At 38.4% G+C, this 13,433-nt stretch carries 13 protein-coding genes and 1 tRNA gene; 6 read left to right on the top strand and 8 right to left on the bottom strand.

Annotated features, from left to right (window positions below; all coding sequences use genetic code 11):
• Positions 1–154: 154 nt before the first annotated feature.
• The gene (gene map, locus FTU36_RS12770; protein ID WP_168378021.1) at positions 155–982 is read right to left on the bottom strand and encodes a type I methionyl aminopeptidase; all 828 of its coding nucleotides are present in this window, start codon (positions 980–982) and stop codon (positions 155–157) included.
• 207 nt (positions 983–1,189) lie between these two features.
• Here map and rpsB point away from each other — a divergent pair, with 207 nt between their 5' ends.
• The 3 genes from rpsB (at position 1,190) to FTU36_RS12755 (ending at position 3,637) form a co-directional block, all read left to right on the top strand.
• Positions 1,190–1,936: a 30S ribosomal protein S2 gene (rpsB, locus tag FTU36_RS12765; protein ID WP_078190314.1), complete on the top strand. Its 747-nt coding sequence runs from the start codon at positions 1,190–1,192 to the stop codon at positions 1,934–1,936.
• Between the two features lie 141 nt (positions 1,937–2,077).
• Positions 2,078–2,953, top strand: a complete 876-nt coding sequence (tsf, locus tag FTU36_RS12760) for a translation elongation factor Ts (RefSeq protein WP_078190313.1) — start codon at positions 2,078–2,080, stop codon at positions 2,951–2,953.
• 174 nt (positions 2,954–3,127) lie between these two features.
• Positions 3,128–3,637, top strand: a complete 510-nt coding sequence (locus FTU36_RS12755; RefSeq protein ID WP_180118163.1) for a DUF3465 domain-containing protein — start codon at positions 3,128–3,130, stop codon at positions 3,635–3,637.
• Positions 3,638–3,890: 253 nt separating this feature from the next.
• On the opposite strand, the gene FTU36_RS12750 is transcribed toward FTU36_RS12755, so the two are convergent.
• The 7 genes from FTU36_RS12750 to FTU36_RS12720 form a co-directional block, all read right to left on the bottom strand.
• The gene (locus FTU36_RS12750) at positions 3,891–4,346 is read right to left on the bottom strand and encodes a DUF962 domain-containing protein (protein WP_180118162.1); all 456 of its coding nucleotides are present in this window, start codon (positions 4,344–4,346) and stop codon (positions 3,891–3,893) included.
• 154 nt (positions 4,347–4,500) lie between these two features.
• Entirely contained in the window at positions 4,501–5,115 is a 615-nt protein-coding gene (locus FTU36_RS12745) for a septal ring lytic transglycosylase RlpA family protein (RefSeq protein WP_078190310.1), read from the bottom strand.
• A 286-nt stretch (positions 5,116–5,401) separates the two neighbouring features.
• A complete protein-coding gene (mltB, locus tag FTU36_RS12740) occupies positions 5,402–6,403 on the bottom strand; it encodes a lytic murein transglycosylase B (RefSeq protein ID WP_078191987.1) in 1,002 nt (333 codons plus the stop codon).
• Positions 6,404–7,188: 785 nt separating this feature from the next.
• Entirely contained in the window at positions 7,189–7,839 is a 651-nt protein-coding gene (locus FTU36_RS12735; RefSeq protein ID WP_180118161.1) for a hypothetical protein, read from the bottom strand.
• A 17-nt stretch (positions 7,840–7,856) separates the two neighbouring features.
• A complete protein-coding gene (gene queF / locus FTU36_RS12730) occupies positions 7,857–8,675 on the bottom strand; it encodes an NADPH-dependent 7-cyano-7-deazaguanine reductase QueF (protein WP_180118160.1) in 819 nt (272 codons plus the stop codon).
• Positions 8,675–9,448, bottom strand: a complete 774-nt coding sequence (locus FTU36_RS12725; RefSeq protein ID WP_078190306.1) for an ABC transporter permease — start codon at positions 9,446–9,448, stop codon at positions 8,675–8,677. Before FTU36_RS12725 ends, queF begins: the two co-directional genes overlap by 1 nt.
• Positions 9,445–10,380, bottom strand: coding sequence for an ABC transporter ATP-binding protein (locus FTU36_RS12720; RefSeq protein WP_111883996.1), 936 nt, complete (start codon positions 10,378–10,380; stop codon positions 9,445–9,447). Before FTU36_RS12720 ends, FTU36_RS12725 begins: the two co-directional genes overlap by 4 nt.
• Before the next feature lie 188 nt (positions 10,381–10,568).
• Here FTU36_RS12720 and FTU36_RS12715 point away from each other — a divergent pair.
• The 3 genes from FTU36_RS12715 to FTU36_RS12705 all read left to right on the top strand — a co-directional run bounded on the left by FTU36_RS12715 (position 10,569) and on the right by FTU36_RS12705 (position 13,420).
• A tRNA-Arg gene (locus tag FTU36_RS12715) sits at positions 10,569–10,644 on the top strand.
• A 162-nt stretch (positions 10,645–10,806) separates the two neighbouring features.
• Positions 10,807–12,033, top strand: coding sequence for an integrase arm-type DNA-binding domain-containing protein (locus FTU36_RS12710; RefSeq protein WP_180118159.1), 1,227 nt, complete (start codon positions 10,807–10,809; stop codon positions 12,031–12,033).
• A 484-nt stretch (positions 12,034–12,517) separates the two neighbouring features.
• Positions 12,518–13,420 (top strand): YafY family protein, encoded by a 903-nt coding sequence (locus tag FTU36_RS12705; RefSeq protein WP_120401119.1) that lies wholly within the window; start codon positions 12,518–12,520, stop codon positions 13,418–13,420.
• The last annotated feature ends 13 nt before the right edge of the window (positions 13,421–13,433 follow it).

The raw sequence follows: 13,433 nt of genomic DNA, 5'->3' as shown, positions 1-13,433 counted from the left end.
GCAAGTAACTTGGACCAGTGTTGATCATTTAGCATTGTTCGAGGCATAGCGAGTGTAAAATTGGGTTTGGCGATTTAATTTTACTATCTCGCTATTTTTTTAATCAACAAATGTCAACAGACCCTAATAAAATTTTGTGCTTCAAATACTTTGCTTATTGAACAAAACGCGATAAATCTTCTTCAGGACGAGCAGTTAGCACTTCTACACCATTTTTTGTTACAAGTAGCGTATGTTCGTACTGTGCAGACAAGCTATGATCTTTAGTAACGACAGTCCATTTGTCGCCAAGAAGTTTGGTTTTCCAGTCACCACCGTTCACCATTGGTTCGATGGTAAAGGTCATGCCTTCTTCTAAGATCATGCCTGTATTGGGTTGACCGTAGTGTAAAACTTGTGGTTCGTCGTGGAAAACAGTACCGATACCATGACCACAGTATTCACGTACAACGCCAAAACGTTCTGATTCCACATATTGTTGAATAGCATTACCAATATCACCCATGGTTGCGCCTGGTTTTACCACCGCCATACCACGGTACATGGCTTCTTGAGCAACTTTACATAAACGGTTCGCTAAAATAGATGTTTCACCGCCTACGATATACATCATGTTGGTATCACCGTGGTAACCATCTTTAATCACAGTGACATCGATGTTTAAGATGTCACCTTTTTTTAACTTTTTGCTTTCAGATGGAATACCGTGACACACCACATGGTTCACTGAAGTACAGATCACGTGCTGGAACGCTGGACGACCCGGCGCAGCACCATAACCTAAACAAGCAGGAATAGCTTCTTGTTTGTTGACAATATAGTCATGACAAATCGTATCAAGTTCTAGGGTAGTCACACCTGGAACAATATGCGGTTTGATCATATCCAAAACTTCTGCCGCCAGTCGACCCGCGACGCGCATTTTTTCAATTTCGTCAGGCGTTTTAATTAATCGACGTGGAGCTTCGTAAGTACTGTTCATGATCTCTAAAAACTTTTGGAAATTTGTATGTGACTATGGTATAAATAGCCGCCCATTTTATCAAATGCTTTTTCGTGAATATCTTTCACGAGCTTTGTGCGATGGGGCAATAAAATCCGCACATATATCGACACATTTCTCTGGGTGCCTTTTTAGGTGGAGAATGCGGGTATATGGAGGCCTAACCCAAACTTTAAGGTAAAGAAAATGGCAGATTACAACGTAAGCATGCGCGACCTTCTTCAAGCAGGCGCACACTTCGGTCACCAAACACGTTTTTGGAATCCAAAAATGCGCGAATACATCTTCGGCGCGCGCAACAAAATTCACATCATCAACCTTGAGCACACTGTTCCTGCGTTAAATGATGCTTTGAACTTTGCTAACAACTTGGCTAGCAAAAAGAACAAAGTTTTGTTCGTTGGTACAAAACGTGCAGCTTCTGCAATCATCCGTGAACAAGCTCAACGTGCAGGTCAACCATATGTTGATCACCGCTGGTTGGGTGGTATGTTGACTAACTGGAAAACTCTTCGCCAGTCAATCAACCGTCTAAAAGACCTTCAAACTCAATCTACTGACGGTACTTTCGCTAAACTTACTAAACGTGAAGCTTTAGAACGTACTCGTGAGATGGAAAAACTTGAACGCGCTCTTGGCGGCGTTAAAAACATGGGTGGTTTACCTGACGCATTATTCGTAATCGATGTTGATCACGAAGCAATTGCAATTAAAGAAGCTAAAAACCTTGGTATTCCTGTTATCGGTATCGTTGATACAAACTCTAACCCAGACAACGTAGACTACGTTATCCCTGGTAACGACGATGCAATCCGTGCAGTTACTCTTTACGCTTCTGCTATGGCTGATGCGATTCTTGCTGGTAAAGAATATGCTCAATCACAAGCAAATGCACAAGCTAAAGGCGAAGAAGCTCCTGCTTCTGAGGCTTAATGCGTTTGACGTAAGCTTGTCATTTTTGCGACACGTGATGGTGGCAAAGTAAGCGTCATGTATGCAGACGGCCCAAGAGACAGCTCTGGGCCGTTTCTGTTCTAAAAAGAATTCATTTTCTACCGTATTTAGGAGATTAACATGACTGCAGTTACAGCAAGCATGGTTAAAGAATTGCGCGATCGTACTGGTCTTGCAATGATGGAATGTAAAAAAGCATTAACAGAAGCGGGCGGTGACATCGAATTAGCGATCGACAACCTTCGTAAATCTGGTCAAGCTAAAGCTGCTAAAAAAGCGGGTAACATTGCTGCTGACGGCGCGATCACTATCGCTCAAGAAGGCAACAAAGCAATCCTTGTAGAAGTTAACTGTCAAACTGACTTCGTTGCTAAAGACGAAAACTTTGCTGGTTTCTCTGCTAAAGTTGCTGCTGCTGCGCTTGCTGCTGGTGTAACTGACGTTGCTCAAATTGCTGAATTGAAACTTGAAGATGGTGCTACTGTAGAAGAAGCTCGTATCGCGCTTGTTCAAAAAATCGGTGAAAACATCCAAGTGCGTCGTGCTCAAATCGTTGAAGGCGACAACCTTGCAGTTTACAAACACGGTTTAAAAATCGGTGTTGTAGTTGCATACGCTGGTGATGCTGAAACTGGTAAAGGTTTGGCTATGCACATCGCTGCATTCAACCCAGTTGCTGTAAACGAAGCTGGCGTTTCTGCTGAACTTATCGCTAAAGAAAAAGAAATTGCTGAAGCGAAAGCAATTGAATCTGGTAAACCAGCAAACATCGTTGAAAAAATGGTAACTGGTTCAGTTCAGAAATACTTGAACGAAGTTGTTCTTGAGAACCAAATGTACGTTATCGACAACGATAAGAAAGTTGCAGAAGTTCTTAAAGCAACTGGTACTACTGTTGCTAACTTCGTACGTTTCGAAGTTGGTGAAGGTATTGAGAAAAAAGCTGAACTTTCTTTCGCTGAAGAAGTCGCTGCTGCTCAAGCTGCTGCAAAATAATCTCTGATTTTTTGTAGAAAAAAGCCCTCGTTTTAGAGGGCTTTTTTTATGGCTGTAGCTTTACTGATTTCAAAGCTATTTAAACTTTATATTGTGTACATTGTTGTTCACAGATTCTATTTTTATCCATATTAATGACTATAATGAGTTGAAAATTTAGATTTAAACTATCTTATGGCAAACAAAACAAATTTAACCATCGGCGGAATTATTGTTGCGCTTACAGCCGCTTATTTCGGAATCGATTTACAACAACAAAAAACTGCACCAGTTCAGACGACAGCGGAACAAAACGCACAGCCACAAATAGAATCAGTACAACCTGCAGATGCTCAACAAAAAGGGCAGAGTGCTGAAGATGTTATTGCGCATGCATTTAAAAATAAACTCAGTAATGTTCAGGTTGAGGGTACAGGTCAAGTGAAAGCGGTACTTCGAGATGATAATGAAGGTAGTCGCCATCAAAAGTTCATTTTGACCTTAAATAATGGTCAAACCCTTTTAGTTGCACATAATATCGATCTAGCCCCACGAATTGATAACTTGCAAAAAGGCGATACAGTTCAATTTTACGGTGAATATGAATATTCAGATCAGGGGGGTGTGATGCACTGGACACATCACGATCCGAATGGACGTCATCAGGATGGTTGGTTAAAGCATCAAGGTAAAACCTATCAATAAAAATCACGTAGTCATTTTTAACTTTAGTCATTTAAATGATCATGATTCAGATGAAGCTATCAACATAAAATTGGATTAACCATATTGAGTAAAAGCCAGTGTTTAAACACTGACTTTTTGGTCGTATAAATAGAAAAAATGATTGGAAATACCAGAGATAAATACACCTATAAATAATAGGGTTTTAAGCATCGAATATGAAGAAAACCGATCTGGAATAACTGAAAAAGAGATCCATGAAATTAATCGTGCTCTAAATGCTCTTTATTTGCGATTTATGGCGTATTTTCCAATTACCAAGTACTTTACCTGAAAATGTATCTAAACACCAAATAGGGCCAATGAGGAGGAATTGGAGATCTTTGAAAAAAGAGGGCTTTTTACCTTCAATTTTATGGCCATAAAATTGACCAATCCATGCGAATACAAAGAGTGCGATATAAAAGCCATATCCAACTGGTAACACCCAAATTAGCCATGCCATGATTAATGTTAACGCGGCCATTGCAACAGCAAGGACAATGTCTAAACGTGCGTAAAAGATAAATGCTAAAGCAAGTAAGACAGCAGTAAGTAGCGCGCTAAAATGCGCCAATATGCCAACGATTGAAAAATAAATCGTGGGTACGCAAATCCAGTGAATCATTTTATTGGTTTTATTTTGATGACTTTCGCTGTATTCATCAAACCATTCGTTGATTGTTTTCATGATAGTCCTTAATCATGGGGGAAGGACTCCAATATAAACAAGAATGGAGGAAGGGTCAAAATCAGGATTACTGATGATTTGAAAGGCTAAGAGGCTACAAATAAAAAAACCACGCTAGGCGTGGTCTGTTAAATGCAGTCACTTCATTGGAGAATTAAGAATTTGGACCGTCTACGCGCTCAATGCTCACATTTGCAGTACCCGCACTGGTAATACCCAATTGCTTAGCAGCACCATAAGATAAATCAAGAACACGGTTACCATGGAATGGACCACGGTCATTTACTTTTACCACGACGCTTTTACCATTATTGCGATTCGTAACACGAATAAAGCAATTAAGTGGCAGGCTACGATGTGCTGCTGTAAGTGCGTTCATGTCAAACGTTTCACCGCTTGCTGTTTTACGACCGTGGAATTGACGACCGTACCAAGAAGCAGTACCTGTTTGAGTGAACTTACGAACAGTATTCGAAGCGACAGTGTTTAACTTTTCAATCACTGAAGGCTCATCTTCAGGGATTTCGATTTTAGCAGCGATGGTTTGACGACGAATTTTATCGCCAGAACGCTCAGTGATTGAAAGGCTACTTAAATTCGTAAAGTTTGAATTGAAGCTTTGAGCTTCTTTATTCAATACACGAGCTGCAAGACGCGAGTTGTCATTATCATGATTGAATGATGACGACTGAACCATCTCAGCTTGTGACTGACTTAGCGCAACTGCCGTGGCAACCGCTAAGGCATATTTAATAATTGATGACTGCATTGTTTATCTCCCAATGGCATATTTACTGGTTCAACTAAGTCGCTGATATCCATGTAAACACGTCTGATATTTCACTTTTGCAACTACATTTAACGAGATGGATAATATTCATGCCATCGATAGGCTGTCTAGTGTTTAATTAAAATACTTTGAAAATGTCTAAAAAATTAACAGTAGTTGGTTAAAAAATAATCAATAATGTAACAAGGTGTGTAAAATGCCGAATAAATGTTCATTTTGATGAAAATATTTGTTGACTTTTTTGCTCTATGGGGGAAAGCCAGTCTTATCGACTGGTAACTTCAGTGCCTAAAAGCCATAGCGCAGTCGCATACATACGGCTTTTGTTATAGGTTGTAATGACCTGAAAATTTGGATAAGTGATGTAATAAATTGGTCCATAACTATCTTGCAATTGGATGACATTGACCAAATCCAGATCATCGATTTTTACCAATGGATTCATAGGGGTTACACCTTGAGCCTTGAGTACACCATAGGGTGTTGGCTGGTTTAAATCCTTTGCAATAATGGCATCTGGGTTGTTTCCGCTATAGCGAGCAGCAAAAGCAATCGGTTGATTACGCTGCCAACCATAATTTGCTAAATAATTTGCAATTGAACCAATGGCATCGACAGCTGAATTACGCAGGTCAACATGACCATTGCCATCGTAGTCCACACCAAATTTTGGAATGTTACTTGGCATAAATTGAGGATAACCCACAGCACCTGCATATGAACCGACGACAGAGTTGGTTGGAACACCATCTTTATATGACCAAGCAATCAGTGCAGCAAGTTCATCTTGGAAATATTGCGCACGGCGTTCATAGCCAAAACCAAGGGTCGCCAAAGCATCACGGGTGATAAAATTACCTTTATTGCTGCCATAGCCTGTTTCAACACCCAAAATGCCTAAAATCACGGATTGAGGCACACCAAATTGTTGTTCTGCACGATTTAAAGTGTCGGCATATTGATTTTTGAAGCGAACGCCGCGTTGAATTGTACTTTCAGCTAAAAAGTTGGTTTTGTATTGGTACCAAGGCTTTGATTCGCCAGGTCTATTCATAATACTAATAATGTTGGGTAGGTTTTTACTGCCTTGCATTGCCCAATCAATTTGATTTTCACTCAGACCATAGGTTTGCATTGCATTTTGTTTAAAGCTTGCATATGCCGGATGAGATTGGAAGTCGTTAGCCTGACAAAAACTGGTCAGTGAAATTGAACCGGCCATAATGGCAATATGTGATAGTTTTTTATAAAAATTTCGATTTAGCATAAATAAAAAATTTCCAGTTGCTTTAGCGATGAGTATGAACAAAATTTCGAGGGGAAAAGATCCTGAAAATTGTGATGACCTTCTGGTTTCATAGCTCATTAAAGGTAAACGTTACCAATAGCAACTAAGATACCACTGACAGCGCATGCTTTCATAAATAGATATACAAAAAAAGACAAAGCAAAGGGTTTTTTCGCAGTTAACATATTGAAAAGTGACATATTCATTTACATAACTTGCAAATATTCACAAATCATTTGAAATAAAGATGACTCTAAAACTCATGCGTCATAAAAACGCAGAACGAGTAAACTTTATCGCGTTGCGAAATACTGTTTAGAAGCTACAAAAGTTGCAATGTTATATCTAAAAATAAAGGGACAGGATTAAAAAGGTACCGCTCTAAAACACCCATATGCAAGCAGTGGTTTATTCATTACATAGTTTTTGTTCGCCAGCGCTTCAATGCTGTTGAAAACGTTGTTATATAAAGTAGAAATATGGACTGAATGATAAAAAAGAAAGAGATTGAATATTAAAATGGACGCATTGAAATTTAAGCCAAAATGACAGCTAACATTAAAATATGATCTGTAATCAGGTTCTTTCTTTTCTGTGTGTATTTTTAAAAATAGTACATTAAATGCACTGTCTTTTAATAAAAATCTGTTCAATTCTAGAACTGTGTTTGCATGACTATATATAGTCATTGTATCGGGATTCGATTTTATGCGTTTAGCCATAAAAAAACCTAGCGGAAGCTAGGTTTTGACGAGTAATGCGATTTATTTGTTAAACATCGCATCATGTGCTTCTGCAAGGGCACCTAGCTCTTCTTTGGTTAGATTTGGGAAAATCTTATCAATTGCAATATGAATAGCTTTAATCACGGCAGAAGAACCGATATCGGCTGCTTTACGCTTAATCATGCCTAAATCGAGTGTTTTATTAAAGTCATTCATAAAATGACGTACTGCAGCTTCAGCAAACTGTTTATACAGCTCACCAAAAGCAGCTTTATTGACATCTACACCCGATTTAATTTCGGTATAACTATTTTTAAGGTTAGTGACCAGTCCTGCATCTAAGCTCAGACCTACACGATGAGCACCGACTGTGTCCTGAAATAAACTTCGTTCTGAAAATTCAATGGATTGTTTCACCACATCATTCGGAGATTTACCCAGTAGCTGCTTTAACAATACAGCGACTGTTGATTTGACATAGCCAGCCAGTTTTTCAGCTGTGTCGCGCTTGTCGCTTGCAGGAAACAGATGAACAGGAGCTAATATAGTTGCACCAATGATTTCTTCATTAATCAGCAAAGCTGTTTTATCACGTAAAGGATAAAGGGGTTCACTCGAATTTTTTTTCGCGTGACCAGTTTGGATACTGCTTAGAAGTTCCTCAGAAGGAATAAAACCAAAAAATGGCATCACTAACCTCAAATTTTTTATTGTCGCGCCAATCGAATGGGGCGAGGCATCCATGTTAAATCCGATACACGACAAGGGTTGATATCCAATCCACCACGGCGTGTATAGGCAGCATATACCATCAGCTGACTTGGTTTTAAATGTTGCCAAATATCGGCAAACATTTGCTCCACACATTGTTCGTGGAAACCATTATGCTGACGGTAAGAAATAATATAAGCCAGAATACTACGATAACAAGGCTTAGTACCTTTATACCGTATAAATACCGTTCCCCAATCAGGTTGACCCGTGACTGGGCAGTTACTTCTTAATAAATGTGAATAAAGTTGAATTTCAACTTCTTCTTGCGTTGCATCTTCATCTAACGAGAGTAAAGCTGCATTTGGATGATTTTCTAACTGGGTGGGTTCTAAGTCATCAATACAGATGCCTTGTGGTTTTGAAATTTCAACATCATCGACATGAAATAGATCAATAGTCACAGCCGCATTGGCTGCAGCAGATAAGTCTTTTTCAACGGTTGCTTGAAACGCTGCCTGAGAATCAAATTTGGTAAAGTTCATACTATTAAAGTAGAGCTTTAAAGATTTGGATTCGATCAGGTTGTCTGAACTTGCAGGCAAAGTTAAACGGCCAATAGCGACTTGAGGCACACCAGAAGCATTTAACCAAGAAATTTCAAAAACATGCCACCAGTCTGTACCTTGGCGGATGCCTTCCACATGGGCATATTGTTCACGTGCAGTGGCACGTGCAATCGGAAACAGAATATCGGGTTGATATTCTGTTGGGTAGTTGGTGTCTTTACCTAAAAGGGATTGTTCTACACTCATTATTCACGCATTCCTGAACCACGAGAAAGTAAATGATACGCCACGCCATAAAGTACAACGCAACATGCAGTAATTACTGTCAGTGAAATGCCGACATTCACATCGCTATGGCCCAAAATACCGTAGCGGAATGCATTGACCATATACACGACAGGGTTGATTAAAGAGAGATTTTGCCAAAAAGGACTCAGTGATGAGATGGCATAGAAAACACCGCCTAAATAAGTCAGCGGAGTCAGGACGAAAGTCGGGATAATCGAAATGTCGTCAAAAGATTTTGCATAAACAGCATTAATAAATCCGCCAAGAGAAAACAGTAGCGAAGTAATGAGAACTGTATATATAGTTACGAAGATATTGGTCAGGTGTAATTCAGTAAAAAATAGGCTCATCGCAGTGACAATAAAGCCGACTAAAACACCACGGCAAACACCACCGATCACATAACCCCAAAGCACCATATGTAACGGCACCGGGCTCATGATTAATTCTTCGATGCTTTTTTGAAATTTTGCACTAAAGAAACTGGATGACACATTGGCATAGCTGTTGGTGATGACCGCCATCATAATTAAGCCGGGCACGATGAACTGCATATAGCTAAAACCACCCATTTGCCCAATGCGTGAACCGACTAAATTACCGAAAATCACAAAGTACAAACTCATGGTGATTGCCGGTGGGAGAAGGGTTTGCGGCCAAATACGCATGAAACGGCGAATTTCTTTATACACTAAGGTGTAGAGGGCAATACACAGTTGGTTAAAATTCATTGTGCTGCACCTTCAAGATTTTTTTCTACCATACGGACAAACAGTTCTTCTAGTCGGTTAGATTTATTACGCATACTACGAACCTGAATACCTTGAGATTCCATGAGTTGGAATAGATCATTTAAGGTATGGGCTTTATCCATAGTGACCTCTAAAGTGACGGGGTCAACTAAGTTGAAACGAACACCAATAATTTCAATATGGATCGGTTCAATGGGTTCGGCTAAATCGAAAATAAAGGTTTCTTCATTTAACTGACTGAGAAAACCTTTCATGCTGGTGTCTTCTTTAATCACACCACGGTCAATAATTGCGATTCGACGGCACAACATTTCTGCTTCTTCTAAATAGTGTGTCGTTAAAATAATAGACGTACCTTTTTCGTTCATTTCTGTGAGGAAATCCCACATCGAACGGCGTAGTTCAATATCAACACCAGCAGTCGGCTCATCTAAAATCAGCAGTTTAGGTTCATGCATCATGGCACGAGCGATCATTAAACGGCGTTTCATACCGCCCGATAACATACGTGCTTGGGTACTGCGTTTTTCCCAAAGACCAAGCTTTTCTAAATATTCCTCTGCACGTTTCTCTGCTATCTTTTTAGAAATACCGTAATAACCAGCTTGAGTCACCAAAATATCAAATGTTTTTTCAAATTGACCAAAGTTAAATTCTTGAGGTACAACGCCCAAACACTGCTTTGCATGCGAGGGATGGGTATCTAAATTGTGCCCAAAAATTTCGACAGTGCCTGAAGTTTTACGGGTTAGTGAACTGATAATACTAATCGTGGTAGATTTTCCTGCACCATTGGGACCTAACAGTGCATAAAATTCACCTTCGGGTACTGTTAAATCAATACCTTTAAGCGCCTGAAACCCATTTTTATAGGTTTTTGACAGCTGCTTTAACGTTAGTGCATCAGTCATAAATAATTCACTCTATAAATAGTGTGAGTATTGTGCGATATCGGGGCAAATAAACCAAGTAAATCGTATGGAATTCTGCATTTTATAAATAGAACGTTGTATAAAGCTTAAGCAGAAAAAAGCCTAACATCTATATAGTTGCTTTACCTTACAGTTTTTTTTGTTATGATGTGCGCAATCCAAAATAAGCGCTCATAGCTCAACTGGATAGAGTACAGGTCTCCGAAGCCTGTGGCGTGGGTTCGAGTCCCGCTGAGCGCACCATTTCCTTGTTTGATCATATCCGAATTAATCCTAATATTATTAAAAATTAATAACTTATATCTACTTATTGTCCGATAATGTCCGAGGGCGTTTTAGGATACCGTAATCTTTTACGGTATTTTTTACGGTACATTCCATTTCTGACAAAAATATACCGTAAAAATGCCTAAATTAGTTATCAGTCTGACTGACTCAAAAATTAAGTCTGCAATATCAATGCAAAAGAAATCATTTGAAAAGAATATTAAGCTTTCAGATGGTGGTGGCCTTTATTTATTGTTAGATAGAAAAGGTGGGGCATATTGGCGTTTTGATTATATTCGCCCAATCTCTAAGAAAAGAGCCACTATAGCTATCGGTATTTATCCAAGTTGTACATTGGCCAGAGCTCGTGCAAAACGAAGTGAGTTTAGAGAACTGCTTGCGCAGAATATTGACCCAGCAATTCAAAAGCAAGATAAACAGTCCCAATGTCGAAATAATAGTTTTAGATCAGTAGCAGATGAATACCGTAAGACTGAAGAGCTGGAATCAAGTACACAACGTCGGAATCAGTTTATCTGGGATAAGCTTTATGTTGCTATTGGTGAGTTCTCCATTGATTCGATAACAGCCACTCAAATTTTGGAAGTATGCCGTCTTTATGAAAGACAAGGTAAGACTGACTCAGCAAAGCGAATGAGAAGTAAAGCATCTCAGGTGTTTCGGTATGCGATTGCTTTGGGTTTATGTCAATTTAATGTTGCTGACCAAATTAGCGGTATTTTGAAGGTGGGTAAAACTAAGCATCGAGCGGCTATTACTGATGAGCAAAAGCTAGGACAACTATTAAAGAATATTAATACACATGCAGGTCGTGGGGATATTGCTATTGATTATGCAGTCAAAATCTTACCCCATGTATTTGTGCGTCCTGGAGAATTACGTGCAGCAAAATGGGCAGATATCGATTTTAAAAATAGAACATGGAGTTATACACCGCCTAAGACCAAAAATCAGACAGCCCTACAACATATTGTTCCTTTGTCTGATCAAGTCTTGAAGCTGTTCCAAGAATTGTATTGCATTACTGGATATACCGAATATTGTTTTGTGTCTATGCGAGATAAAACAAAAACCATCAGTGAATCAACTATTAATAAACGATTGAAACAATATGGTTTTGAAAATGGTGAGACAACAGGGCATGGCTTTAGAGCTACGGCAAGAACTTTATTAGATGAAGTTCTAAAATTTCCTATTGAACGTATAGAACAACAACTTGCACATCAGGTTCGCGATATGCATGGTCGAGCGTACAACCGTACTAAGTATTTGGAGGAGCGTTCAGTGATGATGCAAGCATGGTCTGATTATTTGGATCAATTAACGCATAAAAATGTAGAGTAATTAATTTAATAAATATTAGTAAGTTATAGTTTCAGTTAAGTTGACGCCACCTCTGCGAAATACATACTAAAGAAGAAATTTAAACGATAATTTGTACAACTGATGACATCTCCTGTCATTTTCATGCCTTATCTTCATTTTTCAATTGAATTGATACTTTAAGTAGTTAAGTTTGATAGAAATATTGAAAGGAAATTTGTATGAAAATATGCCCAACTCCATTTACGAACAAACAAAAGAAGAACGCCTTACAACGTATTTCTAGAGCATTAATACTTGGGAAAATAAAGTGGGCTGAATCAAGAAAATTCTATTTAGCAATGTTGCACCTAGCACGTTATTTAGATCGACTAAACTTAATTTAAAGAAAATAAGACTTAATTTTTTGTGAATTGGTGTAACTTTTTGTACATTTAATGTGTTATATTTCAAATATAAATCAAATATAACTTTGATGTTACTTTTTAAAAATTAGAGATAATTAATGAAACGTGATGATTCTACTCATGAGCGTTTAGCTGACCGATTGGCCAATATTTTAACGAAATTAAATATGGGATATCAGTTAAGTATAAAAGAACTAGCCTCAGAATTTGGGGTAAGTACACGTACTATCTCGAGAGATTTTGATCGTCTCAATACTTATTTGCCATTGCTACAAGATAATGAAAATAAAAGATATTACTTAGAATCAAATTATTTAGGGAAAATTGCACCAAAAGATATCCGTAATTTTGCACAGCTCTCAGGAGTTAGTCATTTGTATCCTTCATTGGATATGTCCTTTCTGCGTGAACTTTTAGATAGTCGAGCTCATCAGATTTATAGTGCTAAGGGGTACTCTTTTGAAGATGCAAGTCAGTTTAAAGGACTATTCAAAGTTCTTGGAAAAGCAATTCAAGAATATCGACAAATTGGTTTTGTATATAAAGGAGAACCTAGACTGGTTCAACCTTATCGCTTGATTCATCATCATGGTAGTTGGTATTTGGCAGCAGTTAGAAAAGATCAATTGCGTACTTATCGCATTTCACATATTCAGCTTACGCACTCTTCGCATGATTATTCACAATTTATTCCAGATCAAAATATTGTAAAACTTGTGGAAGATGATGACAGCATCTGGTTTGGACAGGATAAACAGGAAATCATTTTATCTATTGATAGTCAGGTTTCTTTTTATTTTAAGCAACGTCCGATACTGCCCGAGCAGCAAATTGTCAAAGAGTTACATGATGGTGGATTGCTGGTTTCTTCTAAAATTAATCATGACATGCAGTTATTGCCTTTGATTCGATTCTGGATTCCTCATTTAAAAATAGTGAGTCCGAAAGGATTACAGAGACAATTAGAAATAAGTTTAAAAGAATATTTGGTTTTAGGTTAAAAAAAATTTCATT

It is taken from the genome of Acinetobacter sp. YH12096 (assembly GCF_013419215.1).
Classification (GTDB): Bacteria; Pseudomonadota; Gammaproteobacteria; order Pseudomonadales; family Moraxellaceae; genus Acinetobacter; species Acinetobacter amyesii.
The sequence above is the reverse complement of the archived record's forward strand: the minus strand, read 5'-3'. Positions and strand labels throughout refer to the sequence as shown.

Coding starts and splice junctions, on each gene's coding strand:
- map (WP_168378021.1), bottom strand. CDS start 982: ATGAACAGTACTTACGAAGCTCCACGTCGATTAATTAAAACGCCTGAC.
- rpsB (WP_078190314.1), top strand. CDS start 1,190: ATGGCAGATTACAACGTAAGCATGCGCGACCTTCTTCAAGCAGGCGCA.
- tsf (WP_078190313.1), top strand. CDS start 2,078: ATGACTGCAGTTACAGCAAGCATGGTTAAAGAATTGCGCGATCGTACT.
- FTU36_RS12755 (WP_180118163.1), top strand. CDS start 3,128: ATGGCAAACAAAACAAATTTAACCATCGGCGGAATTATTGTTGCGCTT.
- FTU36_RS12750 (WP_180118162.1), bottom strand. CDS start 4,346: ATGAAAACAATCAACGAATGGTTTGATGAATACAGCGAAAGTCATCAA.
- FTU36_RS12745 (WP_078190310.1), bottom strand. CDS start 5,115: ATGCAGTCATCAATTATTAAATATGCCTTAGCGGTTGCCACGGCAGTT.
- mltB (WP_078191987.1), bottom strand. CDS start 6,403: ATGCTAAATCGAAATTTTTATAAAAAACTATCACATATTGCCATTATG.
- FTU36_RS12735 (WP_180118161.1), bottom strand. CDS start 7,839: ATGCCATTTTTTGGTTTTATTCCTTCTGAGGAACTTCTAAGCAGTATC.
- queF (WP_180118160.1), bottom strand. CDS start 8,675: ATGAGTGTAGAACAATCCCTTTTAGGTAAAGACACCAACTACCCAACA.
- FTU36_RS12725 (WP_078190306.1), bottom strand. CDS start 9,448: ATGAATTTTAACCAACTGTGTATTGCCCTCTACACCTTAGTGTATAAA.
- FTU36_RS12720 (WP_111883996.1), bottom strand. CDS start 10,380: ATGACTGATGCACTAACGTTAAAGCAGCTGTCAAAAACCTATAAAAAT.
- FTU36_RS12710 (WP_180118159.1), top strand. CDS start 10,807: ATGCCTAAATTAGTTATCAGTCTGACTGACTCAAAAATTAAGTCTGCA.
- FTU36_RS12705 (WP_120401119.1), top strand. CDS start 12,518: ATGAAACGTGATGATTCTACTCATGAGCGTTTAGCTGACCGATTGGCC.